Annotated in this window: 15 protein-coding genes and 1 pseudogene; 5 read left to right on the top strand and 11 right to left on the bottom strand. The window is 34.4% G+C overall.

Going from position 1 to position 18,792, the window contains the following annotated elements; translation table 11 throughout:
* Positions 1 to 10 precede the first annotated feature (10 nt).
* Complete coding sequence (locus ACXX80_RS14435; protein ID WP_458553842.1) at positions 11 to 745, top strand: hypothetical protein; 735 nt, start codon at positions 11 to 13, stop codon at positions 743 to 745.
* A 12-nt stretch (positions 746 to 757) separates the two neighbouring features.
* On the opposite strand, the gene ACXX80_RS14430 is transcribed toward ACXX80_RS14435, so the two are convergent.
* The 3 genes and pseudogenes from ACXX80_RS14430 to ACXX80_RS14420 all read right to left on the bottom strand — a co-directional run bounded on the left by ACXX80_RS14430 (position 758) and on the right by ACXX80_RS14420 (position 1,927).
* Positions 758 to 1,180: a GNAT family N-acetyltransferase gene (locus ACXX80_RS14430; RefSeq protein WP_458553841.1), complete on the bottom strand. Its 423-nt coding sequence runs from the start codon at positions 1,178 to 1,180 to the stop codon at positions 758 to 760.
* Positions 1,152 to 1,838: an NUMOD4 domain-containing protein gene (locus ACXX80_RS14425; RefSeq protein WP_458553839.1), complete on the bottom strand. Its 687-nt coding sequence runs from the start codon at positions 1,836 to 1,838 to the stop codon at positions 1,152 to 1,154. Before ACXX80_RS14425 ends, ACXX80_RS14430 begins: the two co-directional genes overlap by 29 nt.
* 15 nt (positions 1,839 to 1,853) lie before the next feature.
* Positions 1,854 to 1,927, bottom strand: a pseudogene (locus tag ACXX80_RS14420).
* A gap of 341 nt (positions 1,928 to 2,268) precedes the next feature.
* Between ACXX80_RS14420 and ACXX80_RS14415 the strand changes: the two are divergent.
* From ACXX80_RS14415 to ACXX80_RS14400, 4 genes are read left to right on the top strand one after another with little or no spacing between them, the layout of a single operon-like run.
* A complete protein-coding gene (locus ACXX80_RS14415) occupies positions 2,269 to 2,907 on the top strand; it encodes a GIY-YIG nuclease family protein (RefSeq protein WP_458553837.1) in 639 nt (212 codons plus the stop codon).
* The gene (locus ACXX80_RS14410) at positions 2,900 to 3,562 is read left to right on the top strand and encodes a hypothetical protein (protein ID WP_458553835.1); all 663 of its coding nucleotides are present in this window, start codon (positions 2,900 to 2,902) and stop codon (positions 3,560 to 3,562) included. Before ACXX80_RS14415 ends, ACXX80_RS14410 begins: the two co-directional genes overlap by 8 nt.
* Positions 3,562 to 4,977: a hypothetical protein gene (locus tag ACXX80_RS14405; RefSeq protein WP_458553834.1), complete on the top strand. Its 1,416-nt coding sequence runs from the start codon at positions 3,562 to 3,564 to the stop codon at positions 4,975 to 4,977. Before ACXX80_RS14410 ends, ACXX80_RS14405 begins: the two co-directional genes overlap by 1 nt.
* A 3-nt stretch (positions 4,978 to 4,980) precedes the next feature.
* A complete protein-coding gene (locus tag ACXX80_RS14400) occupies positions 4,981 to 14,649 on the top strand; it encodes an LPD38 domain-containing protein (RefSeq protein ID WP_458553832.1) in 9,669 nt (3,222 codons plus the stop codon).
* A gap of 14 nt (positions 14,650 to 14,663) precedes the next feature.
* On the opposite strand, the gene ACXX80_RS14395 is transcribed toward ACXX80_RS14400, so the two are convergent.
* The 8 genes from ACXX80_RS14395 to ACXX80_RS14360 form a co-directional block, all read right to left on the bottom strand.
* A complete protein-coding gene (locus ACXX80_RS14395; RefSeq protein WP_458553831.1) occupies positions 14,664 to 14,915 on the bottom strand; it encodes an HU family DNA-binding protein in 252 nt (83 codons plus the stop codon).
* A 42-nt stretch (positions 14,916 to 14,957) separates the two neighbouring features.
* The gene (locus ACXX80_RS14390; protein ID WP_458553829.1) at positions 14,958 to 15,674 is read right to left on the bottom strand and encodes a hypothetical protein; all 717 of its coding nucleotides are present in this window, start codon (positions 15,672 to 15,674) and stop codon (positions 14,958 to 14,960) included.
* Positions 15,671 to 16,012, bottom strand: a complete 342-nt coding sequence (locus tag ACXX80_RS14385) for a hypothetical protein (RefSeq protein WP_458553828.1) — start codon at positions 16,010 to 16,012, stop codon at positions 15,671 to 15,673. The genes ACXX80_RS14390 and ACXX80_RS14385 overlap by 4 nt, the downstream gene beginning before the upstream one ends.
* Positions 16,009 to 16,290, bottom strand: coding sequence for a hypothetical protein (locus ACXX80_RS14380; RefSeq protein WP_458553826.1), 282 nt, complete (start codon positions 16,288 to 16,290; stop codon positions 16,009 to 16,011). The genes ACXX80_RS14385 and ACXX80_RS14380 overlap by 4 nt, the downstream gene beginning before the upstream one ends.
* On the bottom strand, positions 16,266 to 16,841 hold the full coding sequence (locus ACXX80_RS14375; RefSeq protein ID WP_458553824.1) for an NUMOD4 domain-containing protein: 576 nt from the start codon (positions 16,839 to 16,841) through the stop codon (positions 16,266 to 16,268). Before ACXX80_RS14375 ends, ACXX80_RS14380 begins: the two co-directional genes overlap by 25 nt.
* 6 nt (positions 16,842 to 16,847) lie before the next feature.
* Entirely contained in the window at positions 16,848 to 17,903 is a 1,056-nt protein-coding gene (locus tag ACXX80_RS14370; RefSeq protein WP_458553822.1) for a nucleoid-associated protein, read from the bottom strand.
* 73 nt (positions 17,904 to 17,976) lie between these two features.
* Positions 17,977 to 18,222 carry an Acb2/Tad1 domain-containing protein gene (locus tag ACXX80_RS14365; RefSeq protein WP_458553821.1) on the bottom strand — a complete coding sequence of 82 codons (246 nt, stop codon included), beginning with the start codon at positions 18,220 to 18,222 and terminating at the stop codon, positions 17,977 to 17,979.
* Between the two features lie 17 nt (positions 18,223 to 18,239).
* Complete coding sequence (locus tag ACXX80_RS14360; RefSeq protein ID WP_458553820.1) at positions 18,240 to 18,791, bottom strand: DUF6445 family protein; 552 nt, start codon at positions 18,789 to 18,791, stop codon at positions 18,240 to 18,242.
* Position 18,792 lies beyond the last annotated feature (1 nt).

Raw genomic sequence — 18,792 nt, 5'->3', positions numbered from 1 at the left:
AAATACAATTATGGCAGAGCATACTTTATCACATAGCGAAAAAACAAAAGGTTGGACTTCATTTTGGAGCTTCATTCCTGATCTAATGCTAAAACTCAACAACCGTTTTTATTCTATTCAAAACGGACAATTGTATTTGCATAATGATGAAGAGGGGAATAAAAATACATTTTACGGGACTAAATATCCTTCTAAAGTTAGTATGGTTTTTAATGAAGCAAATGGAGAAGATAAAATTTTCAAAACCATTGTACTTGAAGGTAATAGACCTTGGCATGTAAATGTAAAAACGAACATGGCAAACAGCACTATTAGCAGTGCGGAGTTTGACCAAAGAGAGAGCCGCCACTTTGCCTACATTCGTAAAAATGAAAACCCAAATGATTTTCATGGAAACGCGGTTCAAGGAATTGGAGTTATTCAAAACGTGATTGGTAATCAAATTACTTTTAATTCTGTTTCAAGTTTTGTCAGTACTGGTGATGTACTGTATCAACTTAACGGAGGTGAAAATGAAGCCATAGGCACGATTATTAGTATCGTTAGCAACTCAATCACAGTTGACACAATTATCACGCCTCCTAGCGTTGGTTTTTTTAGTTTCTCTAAAAAAGATTCTCGTATTGAAGGCGGAGAAATTCGCGGCTACTACATGCAAGTAGATCTTGAAAATAATGACAATGAACAAGTAGAGCTTTTTGCGGTTAATACAAATGCCGTTAAATCAGGTATTACTTTAAGTTAGTAGGAAACGTTTTTATAGTACTTTCACCATTTCGCAAGTTCCTGTACTTCCTTTAGAATATCCGCATTTTTCATAATGCTTTATTAAATTAGGGTTCTTTAATGTAGTAAACATAATCTTGAACCCTTTTTCTTTAGCAATATCAGAAAGTTCATTTATTAGCAATTGTATTGCTTGTGATCGGTCTTCTAAACGGTATTGAGGATTAGATACTACAAATTCTAACCAACATATTTTTGAATTTGTAAAATATAAAAAGCCAGCGCAAATATTTATTTCTTCCTTGTAAATCATAATTCCGCACAATCCATTATTGGGGAGCATTTCTTGTGCAGGAGCAGGGAATCTCCAAAAAGACCACCAAGATAACAACTCTTGATAATCTATTTCTTCTAAAATACGAATATTAAACATTTTCATAACTGTTGTAAGCATTAATAGCTAATTCTTCGGTTTTGAAACTTTTAATATATTTTTTATTTATATAAAGTTCCCACCTATTATCTCTTGATCTGTAATAAATACCTTTATATTTAGAAGATTTAGTCTTTTTTCTGTATGCAGGGATGACTTTATTTTTGTTCCAGTTATCTAGTGCTTTTTCATATTGTAATGAAGCCTCCTCTTCTGTTTTATAATAACCTAAATTATAAACAATTTTTTCAATACAAATTGTTGTATGCCATAATTTGTTTGATTTATTCCAATATACACCAGTGTATTTCGATGTTTTGTACTTAATATCTTTTGAAATATTTTTTCGGTTATCAATTATACACAAATTACATAGCTTATTGTCTTGTTTAATATTGTTGATGTGATCAACCACTAAATTCATTTTACCATCTGGAATATGGTTTAAAAAAGCCATAGCAACAAGTTGATGAACTCTAAAATGTTTTTGTTTACCGTCTTTAGTTAGTCCTACTCTAAAATAGGATTTTTTATCAATGGTAAAAGCTACTTTTTTACCCTTAATCAACATTTTAAATCCTCTAGGATGAAAGACTAATCTATCTAAACTTTTTATCATTCCTAAATCACTAGCCTGATAATATCCTTCATATCCAGGAATGTCTTTCCAAATTTTCATAGTAAAAAAATTTTGTGAAACATTTGGGAATCGAACCCAAGACCACGTTATGCTTTCGCTCACGGCTCTACCAACTGAGCTAATGTTTCCCCGACGTCTTTCCGGCTGTCACTCGTTAGTTTATGCTTGCTGGAGTTTATGAGTAACCCCTTTTAACCTGTAGCATGTAGGCCCATTTGCAAATTAATGTAAACCTGTAATGGGTTTTCTTTATCGTTTACACCTTGCTAAACTTTAATAGTTGCGGTCGGCGGATTCGAACCACTCCTGTGGGTTATGAGCCCGCTGTGCTACCATTACACCACCCCACTATTTATTTTTCAAAAGTATAAAAACTTTATATTTAAAACATAAACAATTGATACTAAATATTTATTACATTTGTGTTTATTATAGTTTTTTGCTATTATTAACATAAATTATTTACAACATGGCGTATATTTATAAGATAACCTCTCCTTCTAACAAAGTATATGTGGGATCAACTTCTAACATAACCAGAAGATGGAGTTCTTATAGACGAATGAAATGCGAAGCACAACGAAAACTCTACAGTTCTTTATTAAAACATGGAGTTGATAAGCACAAATTTGAAATTATTACCGAATGCGATGTGGCAAACATGTTGCAATTAGAAACTCATTGGGGATTGTTTTATAATGTATTAGATAAAAAATCAGGATTAAACCTCAGATTACCAAAAGACGGTGAAGTTTATGGAGGTTTTTCTAAAGAAAGAATTTGTGGAGGTGACTTTAAAAAAGGAAATATACCTCATAATAAAGGAATTCCTTGTTCTGAAGAAATGAAAAAAAGAATTTCATTAAAAAAGAAAGGGAGGTCATCTTGGAATAAAGGTAAAAAATGGAGCGAAGAATCAAAAAAAAGAATGTCCGAAGGCTCTAAAGGAATAATTACTCATAATGCAAAAATAATATTAGATATAAATACAGGGGTATTTTACAATAGTTCTGTAGATGCTGCGAAATATAATAGCATAAGCAAAAGTAGTTTAAACTACATGCTGCAAGGAGTCTATAAAAACAAAACATCATTAAGACATGTATAATATAGAAAAATATCACTTTAAAGAAGCTGCCATAACCACAGCGGCAATTGGCGTAGGAATGGCTGGATTTCAAGCTTACCAAGGAGCAAAACAGCAAAAAGACGCTAAAAACGCATTGAATAATTATAACCGTCAGGATTTAGACAGCTCTAATCCTTTTCAAGATATTTCTATAAGTACAGTAGGTAGTGACGTTATGCGCGAAGAGAGTCAGCGTGCATCAGCTAACGCTATCGAGGCGGCCCGAAACATGGGCTCTCGTGGTGCCGCAATGTTACCCGCTATTATAGCTAGTAATAATCGCGCCAATATGGAATCTCGTGCTTACCTAGATGATCAAATTGTAAAAAGGGATTACGCAATTGCAAATGACAATCAAAATATTCGCTCACTGAAAGAAGAGCGTGAAATTGCTGATTTGGCAGGTATTGGTAATCAAATGCAAGTAGGACAACAAAACATGTGGAGCGGAATTAGAGGCATAGGAACAGCTGCTATGTCATTTGCTAATAATTATTCAGCATCGCCTAATCCACAAGTTGATTCAGTTAATTCTTTAAAACCAGCAGGATTAGTTTCAATTCCTAGCAATACTAAAATTTCAACTCCGGGATTTGATTTCAATAAAATCTACAAACCTAATCCTTTATATTAATGGCAGCACAAGGAACTTTTACCGCTTACCGTCAACTAAAACCCCTTCAAGGCGATGTGTCTCAGGATATATTGGCCCAAGAAGAACTTGGTCTTCAAAGGCGTGCCGAAAAAAGGCAGATTGATCAAATTGCGCAACAGAAAGTTGACAAAAAAGCGGCTGAAAAAAAAGAGTTGTATAATAAGTATGCCAAAAATTTAGACAACTACGATACTGGATCTAAATCGCTTACTGAAGTTCAAGGGCGTTTACTCATAGAAGCTAAAAAAGAATACGTGCCTTTAATGGCTATACTTAACAACCCGAATTCTTCGGATGAAGAAGTTTTAAAAGCAACGCTTAAATTGGAAAACATCAATAGACTTCCTGAAAAAATGCTCACCATGACTAAAGCATTAACTGAAAGGGATTTGGCGATAAAAAAAGGAGTTGCCGAAGGAAGATTATTTGCTAATCCAGAATATGACCAAAATTTTCAAGAAGGATGGGAAAACAAAAGTTTAGCACTTGATGAAAACGGAGAAATAGTAGCTTTATTTAATAACCCTGATGGAACAAAAGACTTTGAGACCTACAATGAGTTTTTAAATACTAAAAAATACGATTTCACACAACGTTTTGATCGAGACAAAGAATTGCTTGAGGCTTCAACAAAATTACAGCCAGAAACCAATCAAACGGATGATGGCACAAAAAGAGTAAAGACTACCGCTATTAATCCGGAACTGCTTAAAGAGTACGTCAGCAACCAATTATTTGAAGCCGATGGCGTAACGCCAACTCAAAAAATGAAGTCGTTTGCCAAGGAGCAAGGCGTTGATTTTTCAGATGTTAAAGGGCTGCAAAAAATAGCTTCTGATTTTGAAAACGATATTCGTTTAAGGGTAAAAGGCGGTACCGAAGTAACAAGAAACTATAACAACCTTGACGTTCAAAAAGAAGCCAATGACGAGCGTGAACGAAGAAGAAGAGCAGCCCAAGAGAATACTGAAAAACCAACAATTTCTTACGTTGAAAGAATTAATAACGCTAGTCCCAGTCTAGCTGATAGTTTTTCTTTTTCTACACCTTATCAATTAAAAGATAAAAAAAGTAGCTTAGGTAAAGATGGTTTTATTAGTGGAATAACAACATCTAAATCAGGTATGATTTTTTTAAAAGGAGAACAAAAAATCGGTACAAGAAAGAAAGAAGAAGATGGAGTTGAAATAACTGAAGATGCTTGGAAATCCATTACAATAAAGGATAAGCAAGAAGTACAATCTATACTTGGAGGAACTCTTGGGACTAAATCTTATGAAGAGACTTTAAAAGTTTTAAATGATATTAAATCAAAAAACTCAAGAAGTGCTAATACTAAATCAAAAAAAGAATCAGCAGCACAACGCGCTTTAAGAATTGCAAACGGAGGATAACTTATGCTACAGCCAAAAAAACAAAACGGACTTACACCTGAAGACAATAAAATATTGATTCAAGAGCTTACCAATTACGCAAATGAAGGGGCTTCTGATGAAGATTTGCGTGTTTTTAGAGAAACATTTATATCTACTAAAAAAAAAAGTACACCCAAAGAAAACGAATATTTTTCTATTGCTCCCAATACAAAATCGGTTTCGGAACCGAAGGCTGGTTCTTTGGGTGGAAAGGCTACGCAAGGATTTCCTCAAATTGATACCAATAGTGTAGCCCCAGGAATGGGCGTGCAACCCACGGCTGAAACAGCACAAGCTAAAGAAAAAAGATTACGTAAAGAATTGGCCAATGTAAAGGTTACACCTGAAAACATGGATCAAGTAATGGCTGACACAGACGCTCTTTCTGAATCAGTAAAACAAAACAAAAAAGCAGCAGAGCAAGCTAAAAGTGCGCGAGTAAAAAAACTTGAAACTTCGTTTTATGCCGCCACTCAAAATAACGATGATGCTATTGAAGCTGATAAACGCCTAAACGATAAATTAAACAACAAAGGTTTTGTAAACAATATCGTTTCAGCTAGTAAAAGCGCGTTCAATACAGTATTAGGAGCAGTAGCTTCTACAAGTCCTACATTAGCTGGATTGGCTTTTATGGGAGTAAATGAAGATCCACTAGCAGACGAAAAAAAGCTTGCTAAAAAAGAGGCATTAAAAAACAATGAAAAACTTTCTGATGATCAAATAAACGAGCGCGCAAAGGAAATTTTTAAGGAAAAAGAAAAAGAAAATCTATTCATTGACAGAGCCAATTCCTTTTTAGATGATTTGGATGCCGAAGACAGAAATTTATTAAAACAGGACCGTTACGATAAAGGCATTCACCTTCAGGAAGACAACGTAAAAAGACTAAAATACAATGCCGCTTTGCAAACAGTGGCCGAAGATAAAATAAAAGAGTACCAATCAATAGAGTCTCAATTAAAAAAATTGGAAAGCAACAAGCAGCCTTTCCCGGAGGAGTTGTATGCTAAATATACCGCGCTAAGTGGTGAAATTAAAAATTTAAGTTCTACGATTAAAAAAAATCAAGATTACATTCAAAAAAACAAAAAAGATCTTGGTACTACTGAACAAGAATTTGATTTGTTTAAAAGAGAGTATGGAGACCTCTATAATTTTGCGAGTAATTTTTCAGTTTCCGCAGGAGAACTAGCAATAAACACATTATCTGGATTAGAATATTTAGGCACACTTGGTGGTAATATTGGTGATGATAAAAAAAATCAAGGCGTTCAAAATGATTTAAATGCAGCTCAACAGGACTTAAAGCAAGAAAGAGATAAACTAAGAAAATCGGTTGAGAGCATTGAGAGTAGCGAAGGCTTACTAAACTATGCTTCTGATTTATTAGCTAATCAAATTCCTAATTTATTGGCTACAAGCACAGGAGCAAAAGGTTTAGCCATGGTAGGCACAGCATCTGCAGGTCAAAAATATACTGAAATGGCAGAGGAAGTTCGTCAAGGTAAAGCAAGTTATACCCCTTTACAAATGGCTTTTTCACCGCTTTTATATGGAGGTGCCGAAGTTATTTCTGAAATACCAACCTTGTCAATTCTTAAAAACGGAGGCAGGGTATTTGAATCTATTGCCAAGAACGAAACACAATTAATTGCTAAAACAGCAAAACAAAAAGCAATCGAATGGTCAAAAGACTATGGGGTTGATATGAGCAAAGAAATGGCCGGAGAGCAATTTACTAATTTCACTCAAAACTTTAATGATAAGTATGTTTTAGGTAAAAAAGATGTCAATTTACTTGATAATACCGGTAGAGTATTCAAAGATACTTTTACATTAACCTCAATTTTAAAAGTTTCGCCGCATACTTTTGGGGTAATTGCAAAGCCGTTTCAATCTAAAAAAGATTTAGGAGTTTTGGATGAAAATTCAAGAAAAATAATTGAGTTTTCTCAGCAATTAAATACGCAAGGCTTAACCGATACAGAGAAAAATGCTATTCAAAAACAAATAGACAAGGCAACTACTGAAAGTTCTAAAATTGTTGCAAACACTATTGGTTCAATAGAAAACATGCCGGGTGAGTTGTATGATGAAGTTATTTCTTTAAACTCAAAAGCAGGAGAAATAAAAGCACAAGCCAAAGCTATCAACGACGGTAAATTACCAAACAAAAAAGATTTACTCAAAGGCCTTGCAGAAGACTACAAAGCTTTACAAGAACAACGATCTGCAATTATTGATGGTAAGACTACTGTAGTTGACGTATTGCCGCTACAAGAGCAAGAAACGCTTAAAAGGCAAGCCATGGAGGATTTAGTTACTGAACTTAATCCTGATGGCACTAAAAACATCACCATAACTAATGAGCAAGTAGTTGAGCGCGCCAATAAAATATTTGCAGAATCAAAAGCTAACGAAAGCACCACAACACAGACGAGCACGCCTACTTCTACGGAAGAGGCAGCTCCGAGTGTTACCATACCGCCAATTCCAGAAGATTATAATATTGTTGATCCACAACCAAAAACAGAGGTAAATTTACCTTTATCGCCTACTGAATCCCAGCAAAATGGTGAAAAAGTAGAGGGTAATTCCCCTAAAAAAATAGAACTTACTGACGAAGACAAAGCAGTTGTTCAAAAAAAGGTAGTTGAGGAACCTAGAGTCTTATTGCGTAGAGGTGCCGTTGGTGAGGACGCTTTTTTTGCATTACCAAACGAAGGTATTTATGGAGAAGTGGTAGACAAGGTAGGCGCTGATCAAGACTATACTGCATACCAATACCCAGAAGATTTTAAAATAAAAGACCTGAGTAATGATGTGGTTTTTGACGATTATATGTCAAATAAAATGTTTGAGCAAACCAAGGAAGAAGGTTACGATGCAGCATACGTTATGGAAATTGACGGCAGCAAAGTACTTCATGTTATCAATCCTGGTAAACTTACTTTACTCGATGAAAAATTACCTGAATTAAGAGATAATAAGAAACAGCCCGTAGTTGAGCAGACTACGCCCGACACGAAAGCGCAACCTTCAGAAGTTGCGCCTAGTGTTTCTTCAAGAGAGGAAGGTTCAAATAAAAAACCGACTATTGTCGTTCATGGTTCTGTGAATGGATTTGGTTTACAATATTCTGAAGGTATAAATAAAGAAAATATTGTTACACCTCAAGATGCAAGAGGGTTTTTGCCTAGAGAAGAACAAATTTCTCTAAATGAAGGCAATTCAATAATTAAAGAAAACAGCATTTTAGACAGTGGGGATAAAAAAATATCTATTTTAACACCTGATATGGATTCGTTTGGAAGATCTTCTGTAAATAATTTTGAATTTACAATTCCAACAGATAACAATTCTACAACTGAAGGTCTTCAATCAATACTAGATAATGTCAGAAGAGGAGATTTAAGAGGAAAAGAGTTAATTGATGAAACTGTAAAACAAGTTAAAGAGTACATTGATTCAAATGCAAAAGTAAAAAATGAAGCATCATCGCCAAGTAATAATCCTGCTGATGGAAACGTTCGACCTAGAGTTAACAATGTGGAAGAAGTACGAGAGGCCAACGGGAATAGTAATAAAGGAGAAACTGTACAAAATTCCGTTGACGGTCGAGAAAATCAAGGAAAAAACAAAGAAGTAACTATCGATGGTGACGACTTAATTCTAAAACATGGAACACCACACAACTTTGATAAATTTCAGTTAGAAAAAATAGGTACCGGAGAAGGTGCTCAGGCTTTTGGTTATGGTTTATATTTTACTGATGGTTCAAAAATAGCTGAAAGCTATGCCAGAAAACTTTCTAATGATAAAACAGGCATTGTATATAGTGTTAGAATTATAGGTGGCAGAACTGCTAACTGGGCCGAATGGAGACAGCCTTTAGATGAAACACAAGAGCAAGATCTTTACAATGCGCTAACGCCAAATGAAAGAAAACAATATCAAGATCATTTAGACAAAGCTTTTGACTATCAAAGCCCAAATTATGATATTAAATATGAAAAAGATTACCACGGATCTTTTGAAGATTTAAAACCAAACTCAGACGGAACAGTTGATTACGGAGGAAACGACAAGCCAGTATCTGCTGGAGGGTTGTATTCTGATTTAAAAGATGCTTTTGGACAAGAAAAAGCTACTGATATTTTTAAAAGAGCAGGTATTGATGGGATCAAGTACCGTTCCAAAAACGGTATTGGAGACAACTATAATTATGTTGTTTTTAATCCTGATTCCATAACAATTGAAGAAAAAAGCAATAAAAACAATGAAGTAAATGATGTAGCAGCAAAAACAGGTGTCAAAGCTTCTAATTTACGTGATCTTTACAAAATCAATCAAAAAGTTTTTGGGCAAAATAGAGTAAAAGCATTAGCCGCGGCAATCGTAATGGATAGAATGATTGGTAGCATGGCCAAAAGAGCCAAGGTATCTAAATCAGAAATCTATTCAAAATTAGATTTTAAAAAAGGCGACAAAAAAACCTTTGATCAATTAAGTAAAAATGGTAAAGCTTTGTTTCAAATTGTGGGTACCAATGCTAAATTATCAAAGAACGTAAAAGAAAACCTTAAAGTAGCCCGAACCATGGAAGCCGCGGGTAAAAACTCGCAAGAAATTAGAGTAGTTACCGGTTGGGAAAAAGGCGCTGACGATAAATGGGGTTACGAAATTGACGACTCTAAAGTTGCTATTAAAAACGAAATACAATCTGGTCAAAAACTATCTGATTTACTTGATCATCCAGAATTATTTGAAATGTACCCAGAATTGGGTAATGTTTCTATTGTGGTAAATAACCGCATGGATTTTTCAGCCGTGGCCATTGCAGAATCAAATAAAATTTTGATCAACGAAACCGCTAACACGGATCCGAAAGAACTTAAAGCAACTATTTTACACGAAGTACAACACTTAATTCAATACAAAGAAGGTTGGTCCTTGGGTGCAACTCCTGACGCTATCAGACAAAAATTGAATGAAGCCGCTAATAATAATTCAAAAATAAAAAGCTCAGTCAAAAAAATTATAAGAACTGTTTTCTCAAAACAAACAGGGCTTATGATTGATGATGTAAAAGCAAGAAAATTACTTGGCAAACAAGATTTTGAACTATATCTCAGTCTTTCTGGTGAAACACAGTCAAGAAATGTAGAGTCAAGAATGGATTTTACTTCAGAAGAAAGACGTAACGCAACATTAGAGTCAACCGAAGATGTTCGACGCGAAGAGCAAATAGTCTTGTTTCAAGAAGGGAAAGGTGCTGTAGAAATAGCAGAAGACGGCCAAGCAGTAATTTACGCACTTACTGATCCAAATATTTCAACGCCATTGCATGAATTAGCGCATGTTTACGAGCAGTATTTAACGGCTGCTGACAAAAAAACTATTTTAGAATGGAGCAAACAAAAGGAATGGACTCGCGAAACTTCTGAAAATTTTGCCAAAGGATTTGAAAAATATTTAGCTGATGGTATCGCGCCAACCGCTGAATTGCAAAAAATATTTGAAAAATTTAAAGATTGGTTAACTGAAATTTACGAAGGCATAAAAGACTCTGAAATTGATTTAGAGATAAGCCCTAAAATGCAGAATGTTTACGCCAAAATGTTAGGCGAAAAAGCTGTAAATTTACAAAACCCAAAAAACGAAAAAAATGGAAAACAAAAAACCAACTCGGGAACAAAAGAAAAAGGCGATGGAAAAAATAATGACATCGATTCAAAAACAAAAAACGGAGGAAGCCAAAATGAAGGATCTTCAGAACCAAAAAAAATAAGCCTAAAAGGACGTACACCATTAACCAAAAGAAAATTTAGAGGCGACCGAGCAAGAGCAAATAATATTCAGCCGGTAGATGCAAAATCGTTGGTTTTACAATACTTTATTGGTGGTGGTCGCGTTACTAAAGAAGCAATTTTAAAACTGTACAGAGGTTCAGAAAACGAATTCAAAGCAAGAACTAAAATTGGAGGATATGCCTTTGAAAATAGCGGCAAGTCTATTGATGAAATTGCACATGATATTTGGGAACGAAGAAGCGATGTAGATGTTGATACTAGCGACATTAAAGAAGCTGTTGAAGCTGTCATTAGTGAACATTCACGCATAAGTTCTATGGTTCAAGATATGTTGACCTATGAGGACATGCAACCCGTTGACGACATCAATCAATTGGAGGAAGACCAACAAATGTTTGAAGAGGTTCAAGAGGAATTCGCTGCTACTCCTGAAGAAATGCAAACCGCAATAAACTTGCTGGACCAACTTACTGATGATGAAATTATTAGATTAGCAGAAGAAAAGGAACTTTCATTTGAACAATTCATTGAAGATTTAGATGCAAGGCAAGTTACTTTTGATATGGGTCCTTTTGTTGGAGAAAGAGGTACCTTGCTTGACAATGGTAACATAGTTTCAGAAAGTGGAGAACTTATTTTGAGCAATCAAGTTTCAAACGTAAAAAAGATTGAGAGAAACGACGATTCTAATGCAAATGGCATAGATGAAATTGCTAATGAGCAAAACCGTAAAAAAGAACTCACTAACGAACGCGTTTCATACGAAAAACGTACCCCAAAAAATGCTCCAAAAAAACTTTCTGAAATTATAAAATCAGTTTCAAGTGGTTTACGTTCGCATTTAATTTACAGTAGGCCTAAAAAAAGTAATGTGTTGGGTACTTACAACCCAAGAAATACTTTGGTGCGTATTACTAGAGCTGGAGATATTGATACTGTGGCGCATGAATTAGGACACTTGCTTGATGATAGATTTGATTTACTTGGTACCATAAGCAAAGGAGTCGAAATTGCTATTTTAAGACAATTAAAATGGTATTCAGACCGCGGTGGATCTAATCCACCCGCGGCAGCTTCGGCCTCACAAAAAAGAGAGTATTTGCAACGTGAAGGTTTGGCAGAATTCATACGCTCTTATATTGCCAACCCATCACAAACTAAAATTATTGCACCGGAATTACTAGCTCATTTTGAAAATACTATTGATGCTAAAACAAAAGCCGTACTCGATCAGTTTTCTGATGATTATTTAGACTTGGCCAATGCAAGTGCTATTGAAAAAACGTTGTCTAATGTTGAGGAAATTGATTTGCCTAACAAAAACAAGTTTATTGAATGGCTTAAAAGTTTTCGAAAAAGTGAGGATAAATTATCTTTTACAGCCATGGATAAGTTTTATGCTGAAATGGCAAATTCAAATCATTTTGGTATTAAAGCCTTCAAAACTTTACTTGCCATGCAAGGTAAAACCGATGTGAAATCAAGTGAGAACTTTGAAATTATGTCGCGTTTGTTTTCTGGTATTAATGGTAAGCTTGAAAACATTTTTGCACAAGGAATGATTAATGCAAAAAACGAAAGGTTGAAGGCCGAAGGAGGCGTTTTTACTAAAAACTCAAAAGGAAGAACCGAATACAAAGACGGTACTGCTATGAATGTGGCGTGGCTCGTAAATGGGTTAGACACAACTAGTGAAGAGACTCTAAAAAAAGATATGAATGAAGTGATTGCTATGGCGGTTGCTGAACGAACTATTGAGTATGCTAAGAAGTTTGGCAGAACTGATAACCTAACGGGCGCTGGTGCCGGAATTGAAACTGATTTATCTGTTGCAATCAATACATTAAACGAGTTTGAGGATCTTAAAAAAACTGACAAAGCAAAATACGACCGAATTAACGACGGAGTTAAGCGCTACCGTCAAATGGCCGATGCAACTTTACAATACGCTGTAGATAAGGGCCGAATTAGTCAGGAACAATATAAACAAATAAAAGCAAGCAATGAGTACTATGTTGCGTTAAACCGTAACAAAGAGCTACAACCTGGTGATGATTTATTCTCTTCATTCAATACTGGAACAAATGGTATTGGTGCCGCAAAAGAAATAATCAAAAAGGCAAAAGGAGGGACTAATACAATTGAAAACCCTTATTTGTCATTGTTGCGTAACATGAATAACATTATCAAAGAAGCTGACAGAAATGAAGTTATGCTCTCCTTTGTGGAACCGCTTATTAGTACCCGAAGAATGGGCGAGGGCGAACCTATTGATTTATCAAAAATAGGATTTTTGGCAAATGATGGTGACGCTGAAACAATAAAAGTATTTCGAAACGGTAAGCTTGAAAAATGGAAATTTGACGAAGAAATTTTCAAGAGTTTGAAAAACATTGAGTCTGTTGCTTCAAATCCAATCATGGATATTATTTCTAGTCCTAGTAAATTAATTCGATGGACCGTAACACATAATCCTGTTTTTTATGCTAGGAATATCGTGAAAGATACCCAAGCTAGAATGATCATTTCTAACAATCACAGTACTTTTGTAGATATGATTCATAACTCAGGCGACAAAGAATTATTCGAATTGTTTGGTGGTTCCCAAGCCGGTCACTTGCACACTAGTAAGGAATCGTATGCAAAGACAATGAAAGGTACTATAAAAGAAATCACTAAAAAAGGAGGGATTGTATTGAGCCCAAAAATGCTTGCTGATAAATACATGAAGTTCCTGCAAACTGGTGAGAATTTAAACAGAATTGCCGAGTTTAATGCTGCCTACAAAGTAGCAAAAAAGCAAGGGATGAGTGATTATGATGCTGGATTGTATGCCGCTTTTCAGGCTAGAGATTTAATGGATTTTGCTGTTGCTGGGCATACCATGCGAGAAATTAACAAAATAATCGTTTTTTCGAACGCGGGTGTTCAGTCAATTAGAAAAGCAAGCAAGTCAATAAAAAAAGATCCTGCAGGATTTGCTTACAGGACCGCCTTGTATTCTGTTATTCCAAGTATGGCTTTTGCTCTATTAAGAAATATGATGGGCGATGATGATGAATACGAAAACTTGCCAGACAATCAAAGGGATATGTTTTTTAACTTTAAAACTGCTGCTACTGGTGATGCTTGGATTTCTATTCCGAAGCCGTATGAGTTAGGTTTAACTTCTGCTTTTGTTGATAGAGCAGTGAGTAAGGTAAGAGGCAATGACCAAGCATTTGACGGTATTATAGGTACTACTATGAAAACCTTAATGCCATTTGATGAAAGTTCATTTTTAGGTGGATTAAAACCTATTATTGAAACTCAAATGAATAGAAATACTTTTACTGATAGAAGTATCGTTCCAGAATGGGAATCGGGTAAATTACTAGAGTTGAGAAAAGGAGTAGAAAACGCCTCTCTTATCAGCCAAAAAACATCAAACCTATTCAAAAAAGCAGGATGGAGCGTGGATCCAAGAAATATTGATCATATTTTGAGAGGTTACGGAACTTACTTTGCTAATCAAGGAATGGCAATATCGGATTTAGCCAAGGAAGATCGCGCTGAATTAAATTTCTGGATTACAAAATCAGGTTTTGCAAAGGATATACCTACCTATAATGCCAAATCAGTGAAAAAAGCAACTGAATTAGCGGTAGAAATAGGAAAAGTAAATAGTAAGCCTATGAAATCGTTGCGCGATAATATTGAAAAATTCTATGAAGAAACCAATTTGGTTAAGCGTAAAGAAATTTTAAAAGAAATTTACGCCAAATCAGAGGACCTGATAAAGAAATTTGAAGAGGATAAGGTAGAAATACTAAACAAAGAAAAACGCCCTGATTAGGGCGTTTTTTGTTTTTAGAATTGTGCTTTAAACTTCACAACTGTTTTGGCAGCAATTTCTATTGGAGCACCCGTTTGTGGGTTCCTTCCAACTCTAGCTTTTCGCTCCGTTGTTGAAAAGTTACCAAAACCCAAGAAACTTGCTTTGCCTGTTACTTTTACAGCCTCACTAATTTGTGTAAAAACATCTTCAACAATGGCTCTTGCTTGAATTTTAGTAATTGCGTTGTTGTCTGCTACTTTTGTAATTAATTCTGATTTATTCATAATAGATATTAGATTTGACCTATACAATCGAGGTTTTGGTTATTAATCTGTTATTTCAATTTTAAAATTTATTAATGCTAAATATGTTTTTTTATCAATTAAATCTTTAAACTCGTTAGCTACTTTACGAATGTGTTTTTCTTTCCCTAATTTGTAAAAATTAAACGCCTCTATTTCGGTATCAAACAAACCGATTCTTTTACTATTTAAGCTTGCTGTAAATTTTGATTTTTCTTTATTAAATGAAACCCCAATGAAATATTTACCCCTTTTTCCCTTGCTGTTAAGTAGCAATGAATTTAATGCTCTTGGAACAAAAACACATGTTTCTTCTGAATAGACTCGATTGTTTTTAAAAAGAATATCCTTATCAAGTTCATAGCTCTCTTTATAGTTTTTATAAAACCATTCTGCAAATATTTGAAAATTATGCCAATCTTCATGAACAGAACATCCTTTGTATGCAGGAAATCTTATTTGCCATTTATTATTATAACATCTGGTAAGCATACTTCTCCATACTCTATATGCTTTTGTATATTTACCATCTATTTTGGCTTTATGTTTTCCTTCACCTATAAAACCTAATTTTGATTTTAAGTTTTTAATATAACCTTTTTTTAAATTGTCATACTTAATAGAATAGCGAATATTACCATCTTCAAATTTAACATCTACGTCGTTACAATTTCTGTATAAAATTATTTCAACTACCTCTCCATTTTTAGTAACAAACTTTTCTCCTATTCTATTTTTCATATTACTTCGTGGTTATTAATAGTGTTTATTCTGTCTATGATGCTGGCTTTTGTCAATATCCTATAATTGATACTGTCTTTAAACTTTTCGTCAACCATTTGTTTTGTTGGAATGATACCTTTGTCAATATCGTTTATCATATCCTCAATGCTGATTTCGTGTTTGAGAGCCATTCCTTCAATTACATACTCTCGAATACAGTTCTTTTTACGGGCACCTACATTAAAATTATGCAAAGGATCATTGTCCCGCATGTATTCCTTTGCTTTTTCTTTTAATGAGGTTCTGATAGTTTCGATTACTTCGTCAACTATTTGGTCAAACTCTTCTATTTTCATGCCGCATCTGTTTTTTGCTGCATCTTAGTAATTAAGCTGCGGTTATTAGAAATTGTTCTTTTTAGGGCTTGATTTTCCGCTAAAAGAGTATTGTTTTTCTGGTCCATTTTTTTTAGATCAGATAGTAAATCGGTATAGTTTTTAGCCATTATCTCTGTAGATTCGGCTATACGTATTAATGTTGAGACTTTAATTTCTTCCAAAGTTGCTTTTTTGGGATTTAATTGTATTAAAGGCTGTTTGCTAATGTTTTTTAGGCTGAATTGTTCTTTGTCCATGATTTGTTTGATAAAATTTTATGTAAATGTGGTTTGCTGATATGAAATAAATTGAGAATCACTTGTTTATTTATGTTAGAATTTTTTCTAATAATATTTACATCTATCGAGGTTAGCTTCCATCGTAAGTCGTTTTTTTTAAGATTATTGTTTTTATAAAAACTATTTTCTTTAGATGTATTCCATTCTAGCATAAAATATCTATTATCCAACTTGTTTCCTTCTTTGTGGTTTACTTCTGGCTTGTTTAAAGGATTTATAATAAAATGAAAAGCAACCAATCGATGAACTTTAAATGTTGATTGTTTACCTTCCTTATTTAGATTAATGTATAAATAACCTGAAGGATGTATTTTTTGTTTAAGTATAAGTTCTCTTTTTATCCTGAAACCTAAATGAGTATTTATTTTTCTTTTTGAAGATTTTATTCTTCCAAGATTTGATACTTTATAAAGTCCTTCAAATCCTTTAATATCAATCCATTCTTCTTCACATAGAACAGATTCTATTTGATAATAAATACTCTTTAGGTTAAAGTTTAGGTAGTACATATACTTCTATTTTAATTCTTTATTGTAGTAACATAAATAGTAATACATTTGTTTTTCTTCGTCATAACCACGCTCCAGATACTTTTCGGCACTTTCCGGATTAACAAAATCCATTTTAATGGTAATGTTGGTGTCTAGCTCGATGATGTTTTTTATCTTCTTGCGTGCCTCGGTTACGGCCGTGTTTGAAATTGGGAATGTGGTTAAATCCTCAATAGAATATTTCTCGCCTTTGTCAACCTTGAAGCTTTTGAACTCTGAAATTAAATCAGGATTATCCAGAACTTCATTTAAAAATGCTGACTCTTCAAAATCGTCATTTTTAGCAAAGTGATTAATGGCTCTGTTCATGAACATAACTTCCTCTTTGCGGTCTTCTGCAGGTGCTACCACTTCTTTTGCAAAATCGTGAGCAAATTTCAAATAGCTTTTGGTATAAAAATTTTCGTCGTGAAAAGCATCAACCGAAAGAAAATGCTCTAACCAGTAGCGCGCGTCGTAACGGTTGCTGTCTACTGTTAGTATTTTGTAGCCCTCTTCTTTTTTGTAGTTGAAAATAAGAGCGCCTTTGTCAAGTTTTTCAAGTGATATTCCTTGTTTTAGGATCATATCTAAGTGGCTGCCTTTTTCCTCTAATTCGATAAAATCGGCTTTTATTTCTGACTTGAAAATTCCAATTGCATCAACAGTTTCATTGTCAATGGAAACGTTTTTTAAATAAGCTATGTAAACTTCTCCGTTCTTGATGTGTGGGTGATTGGATTGCTCATAGAGGTAATTTGTAATAGCAGTCGAAATTTCGTGAGCTTTCCATGGGCTGTCAAATAATCTTGTTGCTTGCATGAAAATTTCGTTGTACTCTAAATCAATTTCGTGAGAAAACTGAAAATACTTTTCTTCTTTTTCTCTGAAAGGTTTCAAGAAGAACTCTTTGATAAGTGGCGTAATTTCGTCACTTAATTTATAAGGCTCCTCAGAAATAAATAGTGGTTCGTTGCGGCTTTTGTTTCCTACTTTGTGAATAGATAAGCTCTCGATTTGTGTGTTGAATAAATTGATCATGTTTTGTTTGTTTTTGTGATTTCCCAATCGGTTTTTAAATACTCCCTCGGGTTAGGAGGGAGTGAGGTTTTTTTTAGGCGAATAAAGATTTAACTGCATACATGCAGCTTGTTTCTAATTCTGTTTGTGCAATAGAAATGCACCTTGCATTTTTACCTGTGGCTTTTAAAGCTTCTAAATCGTCAATTAAATCAGCGTATTTTGCTTTTAATCCTTCTACAATTGGATTTGCACTTGGATTAAAATTTCTTTGAACTCTTTGTTCTCCTACTGTTGGGTTTCTTGTTCCTTCCATTTTGTTTTCGGCATACCTTGCCATCGGGTTTTTATAGTTGGTTATTCTTTTTTACTGTAAAAGCACACTAAAACTTTGCGTTCGCCTTTGTCTATTTTTGCGGGCCATTTTGAATGAAACGAGTTGCTGTTATAAAGTAGCTGTCTGTTGGGGCGCGCGAAAACTATATCGGTTTGTTCCCATTTGGAGGGGTCGTTACTGTCTTGCGTGATAAGGCGATCAAACTCTTTATTGCTCACTTCTTTTTGCAATTCGTGCCCGTGAATGTGATGTTTCCAGAAAGTAGTTCCGTTTTTTGATACTTCGTTTTCATCATTGATATAAAGCACCGAGGCAAGCGCTGTTTTGTGCCCGTTAATGATGTTATCTGCATGAATGCGTAAATCAGTATCAAAATCATTTTTGGCGCTTCGAATAAATGTTAAAATCAGGTTGTGATCTGGGATTTTGAAAAACTCTAGTAAAGCATTTGGCGTTTCTAATACTGAAAATTGTTTTTGTCCAAGGGTTACAATTTGAAAATCATTGCTGTTGCAATATTGCTGCAGGTCTTGAAATGCTTTTGGTGGTAAAAAGTTGTCGGTTATAGTCATG

The sequence above is a fragment of the Flavobacterium sp. GNP002 genome (assembly GCF_054343795.1).
Note: the sequence above shows the minus strand (reverse complement) of the source record. Positions and strands in the feature narration are given on the sequence as shown.